This window comes from Nocardia sp. NPDC051052 (assembly GCF_044456045.1).
Lineage (GTDB): Bacteria > Actinomycetota > Actinomycetes > Mycobacteriales > Mycobacteriaceae > Nocardia.
Genome location: NZ_JBITFL010000017.1, coordinates 48,250 through 68,336, shown reverse-complemented (window position 1 = coordinate 68,336; position 20,087 = coordinate 48,250). Strand labels below are relative to the sequence as shown.

Sequence of the window (20,087 nt, the reverse complement as noted above, 5' to 3'; positions counted from 1 at the left end):
AAAGTGCCCGGGAAATGGGCTAAAAGGACAAAGATGGGATGAGTGTGTTGTCGAGTTGGCCGAAAGGCGTAGTCGTGGCTGTTGATAGTGGGCTTGTTGCCGCGGACATAGACCTGTTCGGTTTGGCGCAGATCGTTGCGCAGAACGCGGGTGGCATGGTGTCGATCGAGGACCCGCAGTCGCATGTGCTGGCCTATTCCGCCTCGGACGAGGCGGCGGACCAGATGCGAGTGATGTCGATCTTGGGTAGGGAGGGGCCGCGCGAGTACCTGGCGGTGCTGCGGAAGTGGGGAGTATTCGATCGGCTGCGCCGCACCGACGAGGTCATCGATGTGCCGGAGCACAAAGACCTGAACATCAAGCGCAGGCTCGCGGTGAGCGTCCGGCATCCCGCCGACGGTGCCGCGCGGGCGCCGCGGGTGCTCGGCACCATCTGGTTGCAGCAGGGAGACCGGCCGTTCAAGCCCGACGCCGCCGAGATCCTGCGCGGAGCCTCGGCCATTGCGGCCCGGCTCATTTCGCGCAGTCTCGACGCGCCGTCCACCGAGGCGTTGCTGGTGCAGCGGCTGTTCGGTGCGGGCGGTTCCGTCGATGTCGCGTCGGTGGCCGCGGCGCTGAACCTACCGCTGACCGGTCCGGCCGCCGTGGTGGGCTTCGCGCTCACCGCCACCGAAACCGCGCCTGCCACCGAGCCTGCCGCCTTGGGGAACATGCTTCGGTTGCGCGCCAGCTCATTTCGCAACGACTCGGTGACCGCCAGTCTTGGCGACCGCGTTTATGTTTTGCTGCCGAGCTATAAGGCCGCGCACGCCGTTACCGCTTGGACGCGCCAACTGGTCGAGCAGCTCGAATCCAAACGCGCGCTGGCACTTCGAGCGGCCATTGCCTGCCCGGTGCCCGACCTGAGCAGTGTCGCCGACGCGCGGCGCGAGGTCGATCGAGTCCTCGACAGTACCGTCGCCACCTACCCCCGTGGGCGCGTCACCACCCTCGCCGATTCGCGCACCGCCGTGCTGCTCGGGGAAATCCTCGACCTCGTCGGCAACCGCCCCGAACTGCACGATCCTCGGCTGCGCGCGCTCTCCGACTACGACCGCAAGCATTCCGCCAGCCTGCGCGAGAGCGTCGACATCTACCTGCGCGAACACGGCGACGTCCGCAACGCCGCCACCGCCCTCCAGGTCCACCCGAACACGTTGCGCTACCGCATCCGCCGGGTCGAAGAGATCCTCCGGATCGACCTCACCGACCCCGGCGACCGGCTGCTCCTGGAAATCCAGCTCGCCCTGCACCGTCGCGCGCACGGTCGCGAGGGCGGACCTACCCCCGACTGATCCGCCGCATCCCCCTCAGCATTTCCCCGTGGCCGCGTCCCGAATTCCGGCAATGGTGGACTGCCGGTCCACCTCACTGAGCGCGGGCCATTGCGCCGACTGCGGCAACATCGAAATAGTCTCCTCCGCGGTCTTGTTCGCGGAGTCCTGACTAACCTCCTTCAACTTACTCAACACCGGCAGATAGTTCTGACACGACTTCCCCCGCACCTCCGCGTTCAACGGCGGGCTGGCCGGTGCATCCGAACCCCCCGACGAACTACATCCAGAAAGCGCCAACGCAACCCCAATAGCCAGCAAGGCAATGCTTTTCATCGTGATCTCCTCATCAGAATGGGGAGACCCTACCCGCCCCCACCACCCTCGTCCACGCAACTTCGGGCGTCGAGCAGCGCGTGGAGCGCATGCCGGATTGCGGCGGATTGGGACAACCCGCGTCGTTCGGTGAGGTGATGACGGGCTTGCTCCCCAATCGACTGGGGAGCGCTGGCGGCGGCGCATCGTGCCATGCTTCACACGATGTTCGGAATTCAGGCAGTGCTCGGAAAGTGGTGGCAGGCGGCGCGAACGACGCGGAAATCTGGCCCGATTACTGGCTCGCTGGTGGTGGTGGCCGGGTTGCTGATTTCGGGGTCGGCGGCGCAGACCGTGGCGCATCCGAACACCCCTGAGGACAATTCGGCGCTGTCGATCAGCTTGCCTGATCCGACGAGCGACCAAACGGCTGATCTTGTTCCGGCGGTGCCGCATACGGCAGATGGGGCCGCGCCGGAGGACCCCGGCTCGAGCATGCCCAGCGCGGACACCATGCCGATCGAGCCGCTGGACCCTGCGCCCTCGACCGAGCCGCTGGACCCTGCGCCTTCGACGGACCCGCCAGACACTGCGCCCATCACCGAGCCGTTGGACTCCACGCCTGCTACCGATCCGCCGATCACCGCCGATCCGCCGATCACGACTGACCCGCCGATCACGACCACAACGGATCTGCCGACACCCACATACACGACGGACTCGCCGACCCCCTCCGCAACAACACAGCCGCCGAAGATCGAACTATCCATCGAGGTGACGATCGATATCGGCGGCCGAACGCCGATCCCGTGCACGTTCGTCTGTCCGTCGCCCTCGCCGTCGCCGTGGCCCTCGCCGGTCTCAGAACCCTGCCGCACCACGCCGACACCGACCACCAGCCCGCGCCCGACCGTATCGGTGTCGCCGAAGACCTCCACCAGTCCACCCAGAACATCCACCCCGACAACAGTTTCCACGTCGAAGCAAGCAACCGGAACCGCCCGAGCAACGACGTCACCACCGCGTCCGTCCGTCTCGTGCCGACCGACAACGGTCCAGCCCTACAGTCAGCGCTCGACAACATCCGCCCCGACAACAGCTTCGACTCCGACCCGAACACCCACCACCCCAACACGCCCAACTCAAACCACGTCAGCACACCCCACCCCGAGCCGCTGATCCATCGTCCATCTTGCCCAAGAAAAGACCCAAGAAAAAAGAGAGCGCCGAAACCGACCACCCGCCGCGGATTCCCGGCGCGACGGGCAGTGCGCGCCAGGGGCGAGGAACGGGGGTGCAGACCATGTCTGCGGTCTATCAGGGGTTTGACCAGCCGGTCTCGGCTGAGGACAACTCTCGCCGCACCCACCAACGGTCCACTAACGACAAACCAACGGCCGCATCTCAGCTCGGCGAATCCGGCACCAGCATGAAGGTCAGTTCGTAGTCGCCGATCCGGATCACCGCCCCGTCGATCAGCACGCCGGTATCGACAATGCGCATCCCATCGACGAAAACCCCGTTCGAGGACAGCAGATCCTTGATCAGATAGGTGAGTCCGTTGTGCAGGATCGCCGCGTGGTGCCGGCTGACCTTGCCGTGCTCGAGCACGATGTCGTTGTCCGACAGCCGCCCGACGCGGGTGACGGTGCCGGTGATGGGGTAGGTCCTGCCGGAACGTTCCCGCAGCAAAGCCTGTTGGTCGCCGGAACTTTGCTCGACTATGGTCGTCGCCCCGATCGGGGGTGCGGCGGCTTGCGCGCCGCTATCCAGGGGGTCCTGGCGCAGGATGCGCGCCTCCAGCTGGCGGATGGGCAGGCTCGGATCGATGCCGAGTTCGTTGGCGAGGGTCGCGCGCAGTCGTCGGGTGGCTTCGAGCGCGTCGGACTGGCGGCCGTCCACGTACAAGGCGGTGATCAGCTGTTCCCAGAGCGGTTCGCGCAGTGGATATTCACCGACGAGCAGCGCGAGTTCGGACACGACGGCGTCGGCTCGGCCTTGTGCGATATCGGCCTCGGCGCGCGCCTCGATGGCACCGAGGCGGTCGTCGTCGAGCACGGTGGCGTACGCGTCGGCGAAACCGAGCCCGCGCAGATCGGCGAGCACCGGCCCGCGCCACTGGTCGAGCGCACTGGTCAGCAACTCACTGGCTGCCTGGAATTGGCCCGCGCTGAGCGCCCGCAATCCCGCTTCTTTGCGCACCCGGAATCGTTGGACATCGCTGGCGCCGTCGGCGACCGTGACCCGGTAGCCGGGCCCGACCTGCGCCAGCACCGCCCGCGCATCGATGCCGTTGTCGCGCAACGGTTTACGTAGGTTCGAGATGATTGTGTGCAGGCTGACCCTGATGTCCGGCGGCGGGCTGTCCTCCCACACCGCCTGCGCCAGCGCCTCCACCGATACCGGCCGATTCGCGTTGATCACCAGATATGCCAGTACCGCCCGCTGCTTCGGCCCGCCGAGAGCCTGCCCGACACCGTCGATCGCCAGCTCCACCGCACCGAGCACGCCGAACTGCGCGCGAATCCCGGTCATAGCCCCTCCTCCCGACGTGACACCTTCCACACGGTACCGAGCGGACGCGGTGATCGGTGCGCCCGGCCGGTAGGAATCGCGTGTGCTGACATCGCTTGATCGGCCGTGTTGTGCCTGGCCCGCAACGTTTTCCGGCCCTGCCCGGTGAGTCGGGGGCTTGCCAGGCGAGGTCCGATCGGGGAGGCCGGATGGTCACAGGATTCGACGTAGCACATTCCGCCGCCGGACTGGGGCTAGTTCACCCGTCGGCAACGGTCCCGGCAACATCCGTGCGATCGCGGTTCATCCGGGGTTACCGGACGCAGCCTACTTTTCGGGGTACGCGGAAAGGAGCGGGCGGCATGGAGTTCCGACATCTGGTTTCATTCATCACTCTTGCCGAAGAGCTGCATTTCGGCCGCGCCGCGCAGCGCTTGCATCTGACGCAGCCCAGTCTCAGTGCCCAGCTGCAGAAGCTGGAGAAGTCGCTTGGCGTGCAACTGGTCGCACGCACCTCGCACGAGGTCAAACTGACCCCGGCGGGACGGGAGTTCGAGGGTCAAGCCCGGATCATCGTGGCCCAGATGGACCGAGCCGCCCAGGTCGCCAAGGCCACCGCGGCGGGGCGGGCGGGCACCCTCGATATCGGTTATAACCTGCCGGCCAGCAGGCATGTGCTGCCGGACGCCTTGACGAAGATGACCGAGCAGCACCCCGACATCGTGGTGTCGCTGTGGGAGAAACGCACCGGGCCGCAGCTGACCGCGCTCTCCGACGGCTCGCTCGACCTGGCCATGGTGTACGGCCACCCGAGCACCACGGATTTCCGGTATCGGCGCCTGCTGCACCGGGTTCCGCTGGTGGCGGTGGTCGGCAGGCGGCATCGGTGGGCTGACCGGCCCGGCGTGTCGTTCGCCGAATTGGCGGGCCAGGAGTGTGTGCTGTTCGCCCGCGAACAGTGTCCGGCCATGTACGACTCGATCTTCCGCGCGGCGGCGGATACCAGGATCACCCTGTCGGTCGCGCAGACCGCGGACGATCCCGGCGCGACTGCGCACATGGTGTCGGTGCGGCCGGTGGTCGGGTTCGCCTCGCTGCCGCGCGCGATTTCGATGGGTATGGGCGCGCCGGGAAGTAGTTTGGTGGCAGTGAAATTGCTCGATCCGGTGCCGACTTTGGATTTGTACGCGGTGTGGCGTGCGGACGAGTCGAATCCGGCGGTATCGCTTTTCCTGGAGTGCGTGGATTCACCTGGAGCGGCACACATCGATATTGCCCGAGCGGTGTCGGCCTAGTCCCTTCGATAGGCTGTGGCGTTCGCGCGGTAGGAACCGCGATATCGACCGGGCGATAATTCGCTGTCGGCGAACAGAATTCGACATTGTGAACACAGTGTCTGTCACCGCGAGGCCCAGCACCTCGAATAGTGCTCCAGGTGGTTCGGTGACGACCCGGACGATCCGCAAGGTGCTCGTCGCCAATCGCGATGAGATCGCCGTCCGAGTCATCCGCACCTGCGCCGAACTCGGCATCGACACCTTCGCGGTGCATTCGGTCTCCAACGCCGATTCTGCGGCGGTTCGGCGCGCCGACCAGGCGGTCCGGATAAGGCCGCGACCAACGACACCGCCTTGATCGACACTGCCACCAGTTCTGGGGGCAGGAGAACGGCCGGTTGAATTGCCACCTACGGATCCGTAGGCTCGCGGAGGTTGTCGCGCTGGCGGTCGTGTTCGGCCAGGCGCAAGGTGAGCCAAAACGTCTGAGGGGTAACGCAAATGGGGAGACTTCTGACCCAGCTTGAGCTGCTCACTGAGCTCGAGCCGATTGCGGCGGAGAACGTCAATCGACACCTGTCGATGGCGAAGGCCTGGCACCCGCACGACTACGTGCCGTGGGACGAGGGCCGTAACTTCGCCGCGATGGGCGGCGTCGACTGGGACCCCAGCCAGTCGCAGCTGTCCGACGTCGCCAAGGCGGCGATGATCACCAACCTGCTCACCGAGGACAACCTGCCCTCCTACCACCGGGTGATCGCGGAGAACTTCTCTCAGGACGGCGCGTGGGGCACCTGGGTGGGTCGCTGGACCGCCGAGGAGAACCGGCACGGCATCGTGATGCGCGACTACCTGGTCGTTACCCGCGGCGTCGACCCGGTCGAACTGGAAAACGCCAGGATGATCGCGATGACCACCGGCTTCGATCCGCTGGCCGTCGCCAAGTACGGCACCATCGATCCCAGCGAGGTGCCTGACGCCGGATTCCTGCTCGGCGTGGCCTACGTGACCTTCCAGGAACTCGCCACCCGGCTCAGCCACCGCAACACCGGGCGGGTCTGCAACGACCCGATCGCCGATAAGATGCTGCAGCGCATCGCCGCCGACGAGAACCTGCACATGATCTTCTACCGCAACATGTGCGGCGCCGCCCTCGACCTGGCGCCCGACCAGGCCATCGAAGCCATCGCGTTGACCCTGATGAACTTCCAGATGCCCGGCGCGGAAAACCCGAACTTCCGGCGCTACGGCGCGCTCATGGCCAAGCACGCCATCTACGACATGCGTCAGCACCTCGAAGACGTGGTGATGCCGGTCTTGCGCATCTGGAAGATCTTCGAGCGCACCGACTTCACCGCCGCTGGCGAGCAGACCCGCGAAAAACTCGCGGATTACCTCGCGAAGTATGAACGCGACATGCTCAAGTTCGAGGAGCGCCGCGACCGCATCGCCGCTCGCCAGGCGGCCAAGCGCGACTCGGCCGCGTTGACCACGACGCTGAGTTGATCAGCACGCTGCGTTGATCAGTAGCTGCTGTTGATCGTCAAAGCCCTTGGCTTCACATACCTTTCAATGTGAAAACCTGCAGATCAGATAGGTTTTTTGCTGGCGTTAATCGCGGGGGCTCGATAGGGTTAGAACATGAGTTCGAGCAGCGTCGCGCAGCAGGACCGGGTCGCCGACCCGCTGCTCGGCGCTGTTTCCGACCTGCTCGATCGGTCGTTGACTGTGATGTCCGACGACGCGATCATCGAGTTGCTGCGCGACGTCGAGCAGGCCACTCGGATGCTTGCGGCCGTGGGGCATCGGTTGATCGTGCAAGCCTCGGACCGAAATCTGCCGAATCAGACCGGTACCCGCACCGTGAAGAAATTTTTGATGCACATCCTCCGGCTGTCCAGCCCTGACGCTGGTGCGCGTGTCGCGGCAGCGATGTCGCTGGGGTCCTGGCATGACATGGCAGGCGAGGCACGCGAGGCGCGGTTGCCCGCGACTGCGGCGGGGCAAATCGACGGCGAGGTCTCGGTCGATCACGCGCGGCAGATCGCGGCGGTGATGAAGCGGGTCCCGGGTTCGACGGCGAACACGGATTTCGAGGCCGCGGAACAGCTTCTGGCCGATTTCGCACGGACCGGCTCGCCCGATGACATCCCTAAGCTGGGCGAGGCGATCCTGGCGCATCTGGACCCGGACGGGGAACGCACAGACGATACCGATCGTGCACGAATGCGTGGTATCACTATCGGCCGTCAGCGTGCCGATGGGATGTCGCCGATCAAAGGTGAGATTACCCCGACCCTGCGTGCGCTGCTGGATCCGGTCATGGCCAAACTCGCTCGACCCGGTATGAACAACCTGGATGATCCTGCGAGTCCTTCCGGAGATGGTGAATACGTCGATCTGGACGAGCTCGCTGCCGCGGCCCGGCGGGACGCCCGCAGTGTCGCGCAACGCACCCATGATGGTTTCGTGGCCTTGTTCACGCATTGTGTCGCACCGGAGAAGCTGGGGTCGCATCGCGGGCTGCCGGTCTCGACCATCTTGACGATGAGCGTCGCGGATGTCGAGAAGGCCGCAGGGGTCGCGACCACCGCGACCGGGGGCATGGTTCCCATGAGTGAGGCGTTGAAACTGGCTGAGGGGGCGCAGCCGTTCTTGATGGTGTTCGATGCCCAAGGTGTGCCATTGCATCTAGGGCGCACCAAACGTTTGGCTTCTGCCGCACAGCGATTGGCGTTGATCGCCGCTGTGCGTGGCTGCTCGCGCCCCGGTTGTGATGCGCCCGCGAGTGTGTCTGCCACTCATCACGTCACGGACTGGAGCAAGTCCGGCGCCACCGATATCGGCAACGAAACTTTGGCCTGCGATAGCTGTCACGCGATGGTCCACGACGGGCCCGGTGGCTGGAAAACCGTGGTGCTGGGACCGGAGTCGACGCATCCTGGCCGGGTCGCCTGGATTGCACCACCGCACATCGATCCCAGTGGGATCCCGCGAATCAACAACCGCCACCATCCCGGCGAACTGCTCGCCGAAGCGCTCTCTCGCGTCCAAGATCGGAAAGAGCAAGAGCGACAACAACACCGGGAGCGATTGCGACAAGATCAGTCGCTAGACGGCGCCGCCTGAAACCTGGGGCACCCTAGGACACTCAGGTGGTCTGGCGCTGGATTCTGGGCAAGGCGATGAGGAGGGCGACGCCGGTGACGATTCGCCAGACGACGAACGGATCGATGGCGAGGCGTTCGGCGGTGCCTGCGCCGAGGCCGAGGTGGTTTGGGGCGAGGCTGGTGATCATGCCGATGATTGTTATGACGATCAGGGCGAGAGTCGCTGCGGTGTAAGCGCGGTGGGTTCGATAGTGGCAGGCGATGATGATCATGATCGCCAGGCCGGACAGGAGTTCCAGGTAGGCGCCGGTTGGGTGCAGGACGGCGCGCAGGTGGTTGCCGCCGGGAACTTCGCCTGCGCTGCCCGGAAAGGTTCCGACCAGGACTATGCCGAGACAGTTGATCAAAGCAAGATAGGGAACCGCCCGTCCGGCAAAGGTTTTCGGCAGTAGTGGGGCGAGTAGCAACGCTGCGGCAAGTACGAGAACGCCGAGCAGGACGAACTCGGCGGACATCCACGCGTGCCACGGCGAACAGATGTAGCGGGGAGTCGATGCGCCGTATTGCGCCATGTCGCCGAAGCATTCGGGGACGCCGAGGTCGCTGATCATGTTGTCGGGCCAGCTGTACGGGTGCGCGTCGTGCCACCGGTTGCCGACGATCAGTTCGGCGATGTAGTAGCTGATCGTCAGGATCAGCAGAGCCGCACCGGTTTTCAGGCGGGCGGTCAACGGCGGCAGGTGGTCGGGGGGACGGGGGCACCGGCGAAGCGGTCGTTGATCCACGCGGTGACCAGATCGCCGCGAGCACGCCAGGCTTCGTGGCCGCCGGGCAGCACGTGGTCGACGAGGTCGATGCCGAGACCGCACATGTCGGCGACGGCCTGGTTTCCCCACGCGGTGTTGACGAGGTCGTCGCTGTTGCCGCGCGAGATAAAGGTCGGAATGTCGGTGGCGACCTTGGGCAGATTGCCGCCTGATTCGTAATCGTCCAGTGCTTGCCGCGCACCATCGTCGACGAACGACGCGGCGGCGGGCGTCGCGGCCTGGCCGATGGCGAGGTCTTTCAGCGTCGTCTGCCCAGTGCAGAGTCCTTCGAGCCGGGGCGCTGCCGAGAGCAGCGCGCCGTGCAGGACCCTGTCGTAGGAGTAGTCCGGGTGGTCATATCGGACGGCGGCCACTAGGTAGGGCAGCAGCAGGTACTGGCCGACGGTCAGCGTGTTCGTTGCCGCGGCCTGCGCGAGTTCGCTGCGCAGTGCGGGCGAGAGCAGCACATTGCCGAGGATTTTCAGCTCGGGCGCGTAGGCCTTGGCTGTCTCGGCCGCGGATTCCGTGGCCCGTCCGCCCTGAGACAACCCGACGAGGACAACCTCTTTGGTCACCGGCAGCCCGAGTTGCTGCGCGGCCCGAACGGAGTCGAGCACGTCGTAACCCGAGGACTCGGCTTCCAAATATGGCGCCGAGCCGGGGCCGTCGAGACCCTGATAGTTGGTCATCACCACGGCTTTGTGCGCGTCGAGCAGATTGGCGACCGTAACGTCGTTGCCGAATAGCTCGGGCGAATTCGTCGGCGCGCAGTCACTGGCCACCCCGGAGGTGCCGTGCCCATAGGCGATCAATGGCCAGCCCCCATCTGGCGCGGCGCCTTTCGGCAGATACACCGCACCCGACACTTCGATGGGCGATTTGTCCGGAGCGGTAGAGATGTACCGGAAGTACGTCGCCGAACCAGCGGCCGCCGCGATCTTGGGACCGCCATTGGTCAGCGGCCGCTGCGAAAGAAGCGTGCCCGGCTTTTGCGGCGTCTCGGCTGCGGTGTCCGAGGAAGACCCGCAACTAGCGGCGACCAGCACCGCGGCGGCGGCCAGGGAAACCCACGTCAGTGCCCTCTTCGGACGCACGATCCATTCGCTCCTTCGACTCTGCTGCGCACCGTTTGCTTTCCCCGCGTCGTCCCGAGCTCTGCGTCAACGAATCGCTCGGCGCTCCATGGCGCCCGGTCGATCGCAGGCCGTGACGTTCCCAGCAAGATCAGGATGTCCTGTGATCGCGGTCTCCGCACTGTCGAGTGAGCGGAATCTCAGTTTGCGTACCGATTCGTAACCGACCACCTGAAACTACTTAAGTCCCGACCTTACGAAAGCGTTCACGATGTGGCGTTGCAATAACAGGTACATCACCAGGACCGGAAGGCAGGCGAGGCTCGCCAGCGCCATCATCGGTCCCCACTGATCACCCTCGGTGCCCATGAAACTGCGCAGCCCGAGTTGGAGCACGCTGTTGGATTGGCGAAGCACCACCGCGGGCCAGAAATATTCGTTCCAGGCATTGATGAACAGCAGGATGCCGAGCGCGGCCAGCGCGGGCCGCAGGTTGGGCACCACCACGGTCCACAGGATGGACCAGGACGAGCGCCCGTCGATCTTGGCGGCGGCCACGAGCTCCTTGGGGAAGCTCGCCATGTGCTGACGCAACATCAGCACCGCGAGTGCCGAGCACAGGGTCGGCAGCACGACCCCGATCAGCGAGTTGATGAGCCCGAGCTGGGTGAGCAGCACATAGTTCGGCAGCATGGTCACCTGGAACGGCACGAGCCAGGTGCCGACGAACGCCAGATACAGGATCTTCTGGAACGGGAACGTGTACATCGCGAACGCGTAGGACGCCAGCAACGCGACGAGCAGCTGCCCTACCGCGGACAGCGCCGCGATGAAGAAGGTGTTGCCGATGAGGCCGAGCACGTCGACCTTCTCGGCCGCCTCGGTGTAGTTGGCGAACGAGATCGGCCAGGGGATCGGCGACAGCGAGGTGACGTCTTCCGGCCTGCGCAGCGAGGTCGCGAACAGCCAGTAGATCGGGAAAATACACACCACGGCGGTCACCGCCAGCAGCACGTGGCTGCCGGCCGTGCGTAGACGATCAATCATCATGGAAGGCCACCTTTTCCGAGATCCACACCAGAATCCCGGCGATCACACCGAACCCGGCGAACAACAGCACTCCGGCGGCCGCGCTGAGCCCGGCATCGAAGCTGTGGAAGGCGTAGTCCCACAGCAGGTAATAGATATTCGTGGTGGCCTGCGCGGGACCGCCCTGCGTCATCGAGTCGATAAGCGGGAAAGTCAGAATGGGACTGAGCAATACGGTGGTCAGCACCAGGAACATCACCGTGGGGGACAGCAGCGGCAAGGTGATCCAGCGCCGAATCTGCCCGGGGCTCGCGCCGTCCACTTGGGCCGCCTCGTGGTAATCCCCACTGATACCGGCCAGTCCGGCCCACACCACCAGCACCGAGAATCCGAGCAGCTGCCAGCCGGTGATCGCGATGATCACGAGGTGCGCGGTGCTCACGTCGTACACCCAGTTGCGGTTCGAGCCGATCAGCTGGTCGACGAACCCGCTACCCGGATGTAGCAGCCAGCGCCAAACCGCCGCTGCCGCAACGGGAGCGACCAGGAATGGCACGAAGATGAACGCCTGATAGATCGTCCTGGCCCGGCTGTGCACCCGCTTGCTCGCCAACGCGATGAGCACTGGAAGTAGCACGGTGAACGGCAACATGCCGACGATCAAGGCACCCGTGCGGCCGATCGAATTCCAGAATGCCGGAAGTTCCATCAGCCGTTCGTAATTGCCGGTACCAACGGGCTTCATCGGTGAGGTCGGCAGGAGATTCCAGGAGTAGGTGGACAACTCGAACGCCTGCACCAGCGGCCGGTAGGTCCACACGACGAGCAGGAACAGCGCGGGCGCCAGATAAAGGTACGGCACCACGAACCGCCCCGCCCGGCGGAACCGGGCGAGGCGGTGCGGCGACGACACCGGGGGAGTGAGCGGGGCGGCCACTTCCTCGGCAGCGCGCGGGGTTTCGATGACGAACATCGACCTACCTGGTCTCCGCCGCGGCCAACGCGGCGAGCTGATCGAGCACGTCCTGTTCCATTCTGTCGTAGACGGTTTCGGCGGGGGTCGCCTCGATCGCGGTGGCCACCAGCGACGATCCGAGCAGATCGATACGGCTGTAACCGAATCCGACCAGCCCGCGGTGCCGGCCGACCGGCGCGATCGGATCGATCCGATACGACATCGCCGGTCCGATCCAGACCGGGATGCCGCCGAGCGCGGCCGCACCGGTCAGGTGGTTGTGCCCGCAGATGATCAGCCGCACATCGGATCCCGAGAGCACCTCCGCCAGCAGCTCGGGCCGTTCGAGCTTCAGGTACTCGGTGGCCGCGATCGGCGACGGGGTGGGCGGGTGGTGCAGCACCAGCAGCGTGCCGTGCGGCGCCGGTCGACGCAGCTCATCGGCCAGCCAGTCGAGCTGTCCGGGTTCCAGCCTGCCGTCGTGACGGCCCGGGGTGGAGCTGTCCAGCGCGATGACCCGCACCCCGGCCACCTCGGTGACACTGTCGTGGGTGACATCGGGATCGAGGGTCGCGGCATCGTTTCCGAGCAACTCGCTGCCGAACGCCGCGCGCTCGTCGTGATTTCCCATCACGTACACCGTCTGCGCGCCGAGCGCGGCGGCCACCGGCTCGACCGCGTCACGCAGCCGCCGATACTCCTCGGGCGAGCCGTTGTCGGTCAGGTCTCCCGACAGCACCAGCGCGTCGATCCGCTGCTGCGAGGCCCGAAGCTGTTGCAGCACATAGGTGAGGTTCTCGTAGGTATCGACCTTGCCGTGCACCTTTTCGCCTGCGTGCCGGATGTGGGTGTCGGTCAGTTGGACGATCGTCACCGGCGTGTTCATACGATGTCCTTCATGAGGCGGGCAGCAGTTTGGCGCCCTGCGCACGCGCTTCGGTCAGGGTGGCCTGCGGATCCTTGCCCTGGAACACGATCGCCTCGACCGCGTCCATCATGCCGTCGCGGATCTGCAGGTAGTTGGTGCCCGGCATAGAGATCCACGGTTCCATGTTCGCCAGCTGGGCGACGTTCGGCTGCAGCAGCGGGTTCTTCGCCGACCAATCCTTTAGTCCGGCAGGGTCGTCCATCAGCCCGGTGCGTAGCGGCAGGTAGCCGATGCCCTGCGAAATCTTGGTATAGGCCTCCTCGCTGGTGAGGAATTCGATCAACTCCCAGGATGCCCGCTGCTTGGCCGGGTCGTTCGACAGAATATGCAGGGACGCACCGGAATTCGTCGGCACCGTCGGCTTGCCCGAGTAACTCGGCATGGGCGCGGAGCGCAGGTCCCACTTGTCCTTGGCGCCGGTGGTGAAGGTGCCCTGGATCGCGCTGGTCTCCAGGATCATGCCGATATCGCCGCGGGCGAACGCCTCGTAGCCCTGCTTCTGGTTGAGCTTGGGCATGCTGCCCGACTCGACGAGTTGCTGTTGCTGCCGCGCGACCTCGACCACTGGCGCGTCGGCAAAGGTCAGTGACTTGCGGTCGTCGGAGATGACCCGGCCGCCATTGGACCGGACCAGTGACTGGAAGCACCAGTCCTTGGCGGTCTTGGTCAGGCAGTCGACGTAGATGCCGCCCTTACCGGTCTTGCTGGTGATCGCGGTGGACGCCTCCGCGACCTGCTGCCACGTGGTCGGCGGCTTGGCCGGATCGAGCCCGGCCGCGGTGAACAGCGACGCGTTGAAATATAGAACCGGCGTGGAGAAGACGAAGGGTACGCCGTAGGTGTGGCCGTCCCAATCGGCGAGGGTGCGGGCCTTCGGCGCATAGGGGTACTTGGCGCCGTCGAAGTTGCGCTGGACCTCCTGCTTGGAGACCAGCGTGTCCAACGGCTTGGCGCCCAGCTGATGGACCGTGTAGTCCAGGTCGCTGAAGCCGAGCTGGGCGACGTCCGGCGGGGTGCCCGCGACCGTCTGATTCTGGATGCTGGAGATGGTGTCCGTGGCCGGGTTCGGGCTGTTGCCCTGCGGCTTCTGTGCGGTCACCGTGATGTTCGGGAACTTCTTACGGAAGTCGCCGATGAGCGTGTTGAAGGTGTCGGTCCACGCTCCGGCGAGTCCGTAGTTGTAGGACTCGAACACGATGGCCACGTGCTGATCCGGCGTCAAGTCCGGGATCTGCGCGGTGCTGGAGTCCGAATCTGTGCTGGTGCTCCCGAGTCCGCCGCAAGCGCTGAGCGCGACGGTGGTTGCGAACACCATGCCCAAGATGGGCGCGGTGCGGTTCACGGTATTCTCCTCATTGTTCGGTGATGTCGGACGGCGTTGTCGCGAGTCAGGCGACGGAGACGGCTTTTTCGGCGCTGTCGCGTAGCGAATCCTGCGGTGGGTCCTGCCATGTCATGCGCAGACCGGATTCGGGGTCGAAAAGGTGGATGTGGGCGGGATCGACGCGCAGCCCGATGCTGTCGTCGGTGTGCACATCGGCGGGGCGCGATGCGCGGGCGCAGAGCGTGTGGTCGCCGGTGGTGAAGTGGATGAGCTCCTCGCTGCCCAGGTTTTCCACCATGGTCACCTCGCCGCGAATGTCCGCGGCGGTCACGTCCATGCGAAGCTGTTCGGGGCGGATGCCCGCGATCACGTCGACAGCGGCGCCGAAATCGTCAGCGGTGATGGCCAATTCGACGTCGATGCCGTCGGCGACCAGGAACAGCCTGCCGTCGCGTTCGGTGACAACACCGGGAAACAGGTTCATCGGCGGAGCGCCGAGGAATCCGGCGACGAAGGTGGACCGCGGCCGGTCGTACAGCTCGGTCGGTGTGCCGACCTGCTCCACCTGCCCCTCGTTGAGTAGCGCGATCCGGTCGGCCATGGTCATCGCCTCGACCTGGTCGTGGGTGACGTAGAGGAACGTCGCCCCCAGCCTGCGATGCAGTGTGATCAGTTCGGCGCGGGTCGCGCTGCGCAGTTTGGCGTCCAGGTTCGACAGCGGCTCGTCCATCAGGAAGGCGCCGGGATCGCGAACCATGGCGCGGGCCAACGCGACTCGCTGCCGCTGGCCGCCCGACAGCGCGGCAGGCTTGCGGCGCAGCAGCTCATCGAGGCCGAGCACGGCGGCTACCTCGGCCACCCGCTCGGTGATCTTGGTGCGCGGCGTGCGCCTGGCCCGCAGCGGGAAGCCGATGTTCTCGGCCACGGTCAGATGTGGGTAGAGCGCGTAGCTCTGGAACACCATCGCCAGGTCACGCTGCTGCGGCGCTCGGTGCGTGATGTCGTTGTCGTTTAACAGGATCAGCCCGTCGGTGGAGTCCTCCAGGCCCGCGATCATCCGCAGCAGCGTGGACTTGCCACACCCACTCGGCCCGAGTAGCACGAGGAATTCGCCATCGGCGATGTCCAGGCTCACCTCACGCACCGCATGGGTCGCGCCGAATTGCTTCGACACCTTGTCAATTCGCAGTCTTGCCACCAGTTCTCCTCAGCCGGGCAGTTCGCCGGCGACAATCCAGGTCGCGACGCGCTGGGTGACGCGCGCCTTCGGAATCTGGGAGACCCGGAAGTCGACAGGAACATCTGCGGTCCGTTGCCGGTGCGGCTCTCGAGGGCTGGGTGGTTTGGTCTCCACCAATTGCCGCACATTTGTCATGGCGCCAGTTTCGGGGCCGCGGTGCCGCCCGGGTCGGGGCGATAGTCAACGTCGATCGTCCGAATCGACTGCGTTTTCGCCTGGTACGTCGCCAGGAATCTCAGAGACCGTGATCGCGACCGAGCAATCAGAGAAAGAAGACCGAGATGAGGCGGCCCGGCATATCGATGTTGCTGTGTGGTGACCTGGCGGAGTCGGCCCGCTGGTGCATCGTGGTGTTATACGAGCCCGCGGGCCGCGGCGGGTCGCATCATCTGCAGACTGCCGCGCTTGCGGGTACTGTGCTGCGAGTGTCGATGCCGCGCAACAATTTCGAGCTGGTTGCCAGCGACAGTTATGCGTTCCTTCGATGGCTGCCGCTCGCGCCGAATGGGACCTTCGAGGTCCGATTGGCATGCAGCGGTGGAACTTTTCGGATCGGCACCCGCGAAACTGTCGTTCTCGCAGGCGATGTCGACCATCGCGATTCGCTACTGACCGCCGCGGAGCAGGCGCGGGGAGACACCATGATGCTGTGCGTTTCGCGCGCCAGGTCGAACGTGCTGGTACTGGATCTGTGACAAGGCCGCACGACCCCCGTTCGTCCTCGACCCGACTTGCCGGCGCGATCCGCGACCGGCAGCTGGCGCGCTAGGCGTGCCGAATCTCCATGAGGACAGGAAGAAGGTACAGATGAGGAAAATCGTTGCGGTGGCCGCAGGAGCGGCCGCCGCAGTCGGCATCGCCGCCGGCACGGCCGCCGCGCAGCCGGTCGCTGACGACGCGATCGATTTCACCGCCAACGCCTCCGCGACCCAGACCGTCGTCAAGACCGACGGCGGCTCGATGGTCGTCGAGGATGGTGTCTTCAAGATCAAGGCCGCCAACGGCACCACGCTCACGGGTACGCCGCTGAAGTTCCGGGTCGACGAGTTCGAGTTCCCGATCAACGCGGACATCGCGGATCACACCGCGACGCTCACCCCGCAGCTCGAGATGGACAAGGCGACCTACAAGCCGGTCGCCCTGCCGTTCGAGGACAAGGCGCCGTGGAAGAGCGATTACGACCGTGAGCAGGCCGCCTGGAGCCGGATGACCAGCACCATCTCGATGGGCGCCACCATCGGCACCCTGGTCGGTGGTCTCGGAGGCGCGGCTGTTGGTTGCGTGCTGGGTGGCATCCTCGGCGCCACCGCCGCTGCCGCCACCATCATCGGTATGTTCGGTCCGTTCATTCCGGCCGCGGCCGTCGGCTGCCTCGGCGGCATCATCGCGGTCGGCGCGCTCGGCACCGTCGCGGGCCAGATCCTGGTGACCGCTCCGGTCGCCATCGGTGCGGCAATCCAGTACTTCGCCACCATCAGCCAGCCGCCGATGCCTCCGGCACCCCCGGCCAAGTAGGTAGTGGAGAAGAACCCAGCCGCGTTCGCTGGGGGACATCCGACCCCGCCCGGTCCACCCGACCGGGCGGGGTTTTCGGCTGTGTTGGGTGCCGATTGACGCGAATCCGTGCTATCGAGGACAGATGAAGCCGACGCGGTCGTCGTATGACGTGGTGGTTGTGGGTGGTGGTCACAACGGATTGGTGGCCGCCACGTATCTGGCGCGGGCCGGGCGGTCGGTGGTGGTGTTGGAGCGGCAGTCCGACACCGGTGGGGCGGCGGTCTCGGCGCGGGTGTTCGCCGGGGTGGATGCGCGGTTGTCGCGGTACTCGTATCTGGTGAGTTTGCTGCCTCGGCAGATCGTCGATGAGCTGGGGTTGTCGTTCGAGACGCGACGTCGCCGGATCTCGTCGTATACGCCGGTGGGTGCGGGCGGGCTGTTGGTGGATACCGGATCCGACGAGCGCACGCGGGCAAGTTTCGTCCGGCTGACCGGATCTGATCGGGATTTCGTTGCGTGGCAACGGTTCTATGCGATGACCGGGCGGCTGGCCGAGCGTGTGTTTCCGACGTTGACGCGGCCGCTGCCGTCGCGGGCGGAGTTGCGCGGCATCGTCGACGACGAGCTCGCGTGGGAGGCGCTGTTCGAGCGGCCGCTTGGGGAGATCGTCGAGTCGGAATTCGCCGATGACACGGTGCGTGGTGTAGTGCTGACCGACGCGTTGATCGGAACCTTCACGCACGCGCACGATTCGACGCTGCGGCAGAATCGGTGCTTTTTGTATCACGTGGTCGGCGGCGGCACGGGGGACTGGGATGTGCCGGTGGGCGGCATGGGTGCGCTCACCGATGCGCTCGCCGCGGCGGCGCGCGCCGCGGGCGCGGAGATCGTCACCGACTGCGCGGTGACCGCGATCGATACCGACGATCGCACAGCCGAAGTGAGTTTCGAGAACGGCGTGGTGAGCGGGGGGCACGTGCTGGTGAACGCCGCGCCGCACGAGCTCGCACGGCTGCTAGGCGCAGCGGCGGAGGTGAAACCCGAAGGCGCGCAATTGAAGATCAACATGTTGTTGCGGCGGCTGCCCCGGCTGCGCGACACCTCGGTCGATCCACGCGAAGCGTTCGCCGGGACCTTCCACATCGGCGAATCGTACGCACAGCTGGACCGGGCCTACGGCGAGGCGGCGATCGGCCGGATTCCGTCCGCGCCGCCGTCGGAGATCTACTGCCACACGCTGACCGATCCGTCGATCCTGTCGCCGGAACTGGCCGCGCAGGGCGCGCACACCCTCACACTGTTCGGTTTGCATACACCGGCAAAACTTTTCGCCAAGAATCCGGCGGCGGCCAAGGCGGAGCTTGTGAAAGCGACCATCGCCCAACTGGATTCCGTGCTGGGCGAGCCGATCGCGGATTGCCTTGCCATGGACGAAAACGGTGAGCCATGCTTGGAAGCGAAGACCCCGCTCGACCTCGAGCAAGAAGTGGGCTTACCGGGTGGCCATATCTTCCACCGCGACTTGGCGTTTCCCTATCGAGCGGACGACTCCGAGACGGATCCGGCCGCGCGGTGGGGTGTCTCGACCGGGCACCGCAATGTCTTGCTCTGCGGCGCGGGCGCGGTGCGAGGCGGCGGTGTCAGCGGCATTCCAGGTCACAATGCCGCCATGGCCGTTCTCGAACCGCGCCCGTAGCGCTTTAGACGTTCGGCGCTTCAGACCTTGGGTGCCAGCACTACCTTCGCGCTGCGGCCCGGGCTTTCGGTGGCGACGGCCGCGTCAGCCGCCGCGTCCAGGGGATAGGTGGCTTCTACGTCGAGCTTCAAGACACCCTGCGCCGCCGCGGACACCAGTTCGCCGATCAGCCGCCTACGATCCTCGGCCGAGGTTTCCTCGATCCGCTTGGAACCCCAGAACCCCTTGACCACAGTCTGTTTGAAGATGAGATCGCTCGGACTGAGCGACATCGGCTGGCCGGACAGCGCGCCGAACGAGATCAGCTCGCCCTTGGGCGCCAGCAATGCCATCGCATCGCCGGCCGCGCGTCCGCCGACCTGGTCGACGGCGCGGACGATCGGCGCACCCGACGTGGCGGCCACGGCCTCGTCGCGCCAACCCTCGAGCTCGGTGTCGAAGACCGGCTCGAAGCCCGCCGCACGCAGCGCCTCGACCGATTTCTGCCCGCGCACCAGGTTGAGCACGTGCACACCGCGTTGCCGCGCAAGCACATTCACAAGCCTGCCGACCGCGCCGTTGGCGGCGTTGATCGCGATCCACTCGCCGCTGGCGACCTCGAGGTCTTCGAGCAGCATCAGCGCGCTGAGCGGCATGGCGAGTAACTGGGCGGCGGTCTCGTCGGACACCGCGTCCGGCACCGGCACCGCCTGGGCGGCCTTGGCGACGAAATAGTCGGCCCAGACGTTCTGTGCGCCGGAGACGGTAACCCGTTGGCCGACAGTCAGTCCGGTCACGCCGGGGCCGAGCGCGTCGATCCGGCCGACGCCCTCGGTGCCGGGGATCGCGGGCAGCGGCGGTTTGTAGCCGTAGACGCCGCGCACGATGGCGAGGTCGTGATTGTGGATGGGGGCGAGGATCAGCTCGATTCGCACCTCACCCTCGCCGGGTTCGGGCTGCGGGCGTTCGGCCGTGTTCAGTACGTCCTTCGGTTCGCCGAAGGTCTCGATGACTACCGCACGCATGCTGTG

At 65.8% G+C, this 20,087-nt stretch carries 19 protein-coding genes and 1 pseudogene; 8 read left to right on the top strand and 12 right to left on the bottom strand.

Annotated features, from left to right (window positions below; all coding sequences use genetic code 11):
* Positions 1 to 74: 74 nt before the first annotated feature.
* Complete coding sequence (locus ACIBCN_RS39130) at positions 75 to 1,334, top strand: PucR family transcriptional regulator (RefSeq protein ID WP_396997209.1); 1,260 nt, start codon at positions 75 to 77, stop codon at positions 1,332 to 1,334.
* 15 nt (positions 1,335 to 1,349) lie between these two features.
* Here ACIBCN_RS39130 and ACIBCN_RS39125 read toward each other — a convergent pair whose 3' ends face one another.
* The 3 genes from ACIBCN_RS39125 to ACIBCN_RS39115 form a co-directional block, all read right to left on the bottom strand.
* Positions 1,350 to 1,649: a hypothetical protein gene (locus ACIBCN_RS39125; RefSeq protein ID WP_396997208.1), complete on the bottom strand. Its 300-nt coding sequence runs from the start codon at positions 1,647 to 1,649 to the stop codon at positions 1,350 to 1,352.
* A 215-nt stretch (positions 1,650 to 1,864) separates the two neighbouring features.
* Positions 1,865 to 2,587, bottom strand: a complete 723-nt coding sequence (locus tag ACIBCN_RS39120) for a hypothetical protein (RefSeq protein WP_396997207.1) — start codon at positions 2,585 to 2,587, stop codon at positions 1,865 to 1,867.
* Positions 2,588 to 3,032: 445 nt separating this feature from the next.
* A complete protein-coding gene (locus tag ACIBCN_RS39115; protein WP_396997206.1) occupies positions 3,033 to 4,163 on the bottom strand; it encodes a BTAD domain-containing putative transcriptional regulator in 1,131 nt (376 codons plus the stop codon).
* Positions 4,164 to 4,504: 341 nt separating this feature from the next.
* Between ACIBCN_RS39115 and ACIBCN_RS39110 the strand changes: the two genes are divergently transcribed.
* The 4 genes from ACIBCN_RS39110 (at position 4,505) to ACIBCN_RS39095 (ending at position 8,548) form a co-directional block, all read left to right on the top strand.
* Positions 4,505 to 5,437: a LysR family transcriptional regulator gene (locus ACIBCN_RS39110; protein ID WP_396997204.1), complete on the top strand. Its 933-nt coding sequence runs from the start codon at positions 4,505 to 4,507 to the stop codon at positions 5,435 to 5,437.
* 148 nt (positions 5,438 to 5,585) lie between these two features.
* A complete protein-coding gene (locus tag ACIBCN_RS39105; protein WP_396997203.1) occupies positions 5,586 to 5,777 on the top strand; it encodes a biotin carboxylase N-terminal domain-containing protein in 192 nt (63 codons plus the stop codon).
* Positions 5,778 to 5,920: 143 nt separating this feature from the next.
* On the top strand, positions 5,921 to 6,925 hold the full coding sequence (locus ACIBCN_RS39100) for an acyl-ACP desaturase (RefSeq protein WP_396997201.1): 1,005 nt from the start codon (positions 5,921 to 5,923) through the stop codon (positions 6,923 to 6,925).
* A gap of 225 nt (positions 6,926 to 7,150) precedes the next feature.
* Positions 7,151 to 8,548, top strand: a complete 1,398-nt coding sequence (locus ACIBCN_RS39095; protein ID WP_396997199.1) for a DUF222 domain-containing protein — start codon at positions 7,151 to 7,153, stop codon at positions 8,546 to 8,548.
* A gap of 22 nt (positions 8,549 to 8,570) precedes the next feature.
* Here the strand turns inward: ACIBCN_RS39095 and ACIBCN_RS39090 are convergent, their stop codons facing one another.
* The 8 genes from ACIBCN_RS39090 to ACIBCN_RS39055 all read right to left on the bottom strand — a co-directional run bounded on the left by ACIBCN_RS39090 (position 8,571) and on the right by ACIBCN_RS39055 (position 16,019).
* Positions 8,571 to 9,260, bottom strand: coding sequence for a DUF998 domain-containing protein (locus ACIBCN_RS39090; RefSeq protein WP_396997198.1), 690 nt, complete (start codon positions 9,258 to 9,260; stop codon positions 8,571 to 8,573).
* Positions 9,257 to 10,429, bottom strand: a complete 1,173-nt coding sequence (locus ACIBCN_RS39085; protein WP_396997197.1) for a lipase family protein — start codon at positions 10,427 to 10,429, stop codon at positions 9,257 to 9,259. Before ACIBCN_RS39085 ends, ACIBCN_RS39090 begins: the two co-directional genes overlap by 4 nt.
* Before the next feature lie 216 nt (positions 10,430 to 10,645).
* Positions 10,646 to 11,458, bottom strand: coding sequence for a carbohydrate ABC transporter permease (locus tag ACIBCN_RS39080; protein ID WP_396997195.1), 813 nt, complete (start codon positions 11,456 to 11,458; stop codon positions 10,646 to 10,648).
* The gene (locus ACIBCN_RS39075) at positions 11,448 to 12,410 is read right to left on the bottom strand and encodes a carbohydrate ABC transporter permease (RefSeq protein WP_396997193.1); all 963 of its coding nucleotides are present in this window, start codon (positions 12,408 to 12,410) and stop codon (positions 11,448 to 11,450) included. The genes ACIBCN_RS39080 and ACIBCN_RS39075 overlap by 11 nt, the downstream gene beginning before the upstream one ends.
* Positions 12,411 to 12,414: 4 nt before the next feature.
* Complete coding sequence (locus ACIBCN_RS39070; RefSeq protein ID WP_396997192.1) at positions 12,415 to 13,278, bottom strand: metallophosphoesterase; 864 nt, start codon at positions 13,276 to 13,278, stop codon at positions 12,415 to 12,417.
* A 10-nt stretch (positions 13,279 to 13,288) separates the two neighbouring features.
* Complete coding sequence (locus ACIBCN_RS39065; protein ID WP_396997191.1) at positions 13,289 to 14,662, bottom strand: ABC transporter substrate-binding protein; 1,374 nt, start codon at positions 14,660 to 14,662, stop codon at positions 13,289 to 13,291.
* Positions 14,663 to 14,708: 46 nt separating this feature from the next.
* Positions 14,709 to 15,842: an ABC transporter ATP-binding protein gene (locus ACIBCN_RS39060; protein ID WP_396997190.1), complete on the bottom strand. Its 1,134-nt coding sequence runs from the start codon at positions 15,840 to 15,842 to the stop codon at positions 14,709 to 14,711.
* Positions 15,843 to 15,851: 9 nt separating this feature from the next.
* The gene (locus ACIBCN_RS39055) at positions 15,852 to 16,019 is read right to left on the bottom strand and encodes a hypothetical protein (RefSeq protein ID WP_396997189.1); all 168 of its coding nucleotides are present in this window, start codon (positions 16,017 to 16,019) and stop codon (positions 15,852 to 15,854) included.
* 419 nt (positions 16,020 to 16,438) lie between these two features.
* Here ACIBCN_RS39055 and ACIBCN_RS39050 point away from each other — a divergent pair.
* The 3 genes and pseudogenes from ACIBCN_RS39050 to ACIBCN_RS39040 form a co-directional block, all read left to right on the top strand.
* Positions 16,439 to 16,579, top strand: a pseudogene (locus ACIBCN_RS39050) (oxidoreductase); the annotation flags it as partial.
* Between the two features lie 112 nt (positions 16,580 to 16,691).
* Positions 16,692 to 17,399, top strand: coding sequence for a hypothetical protein (locus ACIBCN_RS39045; protein WP_396997188.1), 708 nt, complete (start codon positions 16,692 to 16,694; stop codon positions 17,397 to 17,399).
* A 124-nt stretch (positions 17,400 to 17,523) separates the two neighbouring features.
* The gene (locus tag ACIBCN_RS39040) at positions 17,524 to 19,077 is read left to right on the top strand and encodes a phytoene desaturase family protein (RefSeq protein ID WP_396997186.1); all 1,554 of its coding nucleotides are present in this window, start codon (positions 17,524 to 17,526) and stop codon (positions 19,075 to 19,077) included.
* 20 nt (positions 19,078 to 19,097) lie between these two features.
* Here ACIBCN_RS39040 and ACIBCN_RS39035 read toward each other — a convergent pair whose 3' ends face one another.
* Positions 19,098 to 20,081 carry a zinc-binding dehydrogenase gene (locus ACIBCN_RS39035; protein WP_396997184.1) on the bottom strand — a complete coding sequence of 328 codons (984 nt, stop codon included), beginning with the start codon at positions 20,079 to 20,081 and terminating at the stop codon, positions 19,098 to 19,100.
* Between the last annotated feature and the right edge of the window lie 6 nt (positions 20,082 to 20,087).

Excerpts from the sequence above, each read along its gene's own strand:
- ACIBCN_RS39125 (WP_396997208.1), bottom strand. The coding sequence starts at position 1,649 with ATGAAAAGCATTGCCTTGCTGGCTATTGGGGTTGCGTTGGCGCTTTCT.
- ACIBCN_RS39115 (WP_396997206.1), bottom strand. The coding sequence starts at position 4,163 with ATGACCGGGATTCGCGCGCAGTTCGGCGTGCTCGGTGCGGTGGAGCTG.
- ACIBCN_RS39110 (WP_396997204.1), top strand. The coding sequence starts at position 4,505 with ATGGAGTTCCGACATCTGGTTTCATTCATCACTCTTGCCGAAGAGCTG.
- ACIBCN_RS39100 (WP_396997201.1), top strand. The coding sequence starts at position 5,921 with ATGGGGAGACTTCTGACCCAGCTTGAGCTGCTCACTGAGCTCGAGCCG.
- ACIBCN_RS39095 (WP_396997199.1), top strand. The coding sequence starts at position 7,151 with ATGTCCGACGACGCGATCATCGAGTTGCTGCGCGACGTCGAGCAGGCC.
- ACIBCN_RS39080 (WP_396997195.1), bottom strand. The coding sequence starts at position 11,458 with ATGATGATTGATCGTCTACGCACGGCCGGCAGCCACGTGCTGCTGGCG.
- ACIBCN_RS39075 (WP_396997193.1), bottom strand. The coding sequence starts at position 12,410 with ATGTTCGTCATCGAAACCCCGCGCGCTGCCGAGGAAGTGGCCGCCCCG.
- ACIBCN_RS39070 (WP_396997192.1), bottom strand. The coding sequence starts at position 13,278 with ATGAACACGCCGGTGACGATCGTCCAACTGACCGACACCCACATCCGG.
- ACIBCN_RS39055 (WP_396997189.1), bottom strand. The coding sequence starts at position 16,019 with ATGACAAATGTGCGGCAATTGGTGGAGACCAAACCACCCAGCCCTCGA.
- ACIBCN_RS39045 (WP_396997188.1), top strand. The coding sequence starts at position 16,692 with ATGAGGAAAATCGTTGCGGTGGCCGCAGGAGCGGCCGCCGCAGTCGGC.
- ACIBCN_RS39040 (WP_396997186.1), top strand. The coding sequence starts at position 17,524 with ATGAAGCCGACGCGGTCGTCGTATGACGTGGTGGTTGTGGGTGGTGGT.
- ACIBCN_RS39035 (WP_396997184.1), bottom strand. The coding sequence starts at position 20,081 with ATGCGTGCGGTAGTCATCGAGACCTTCGGCGAACCGAAGGACGTACTG.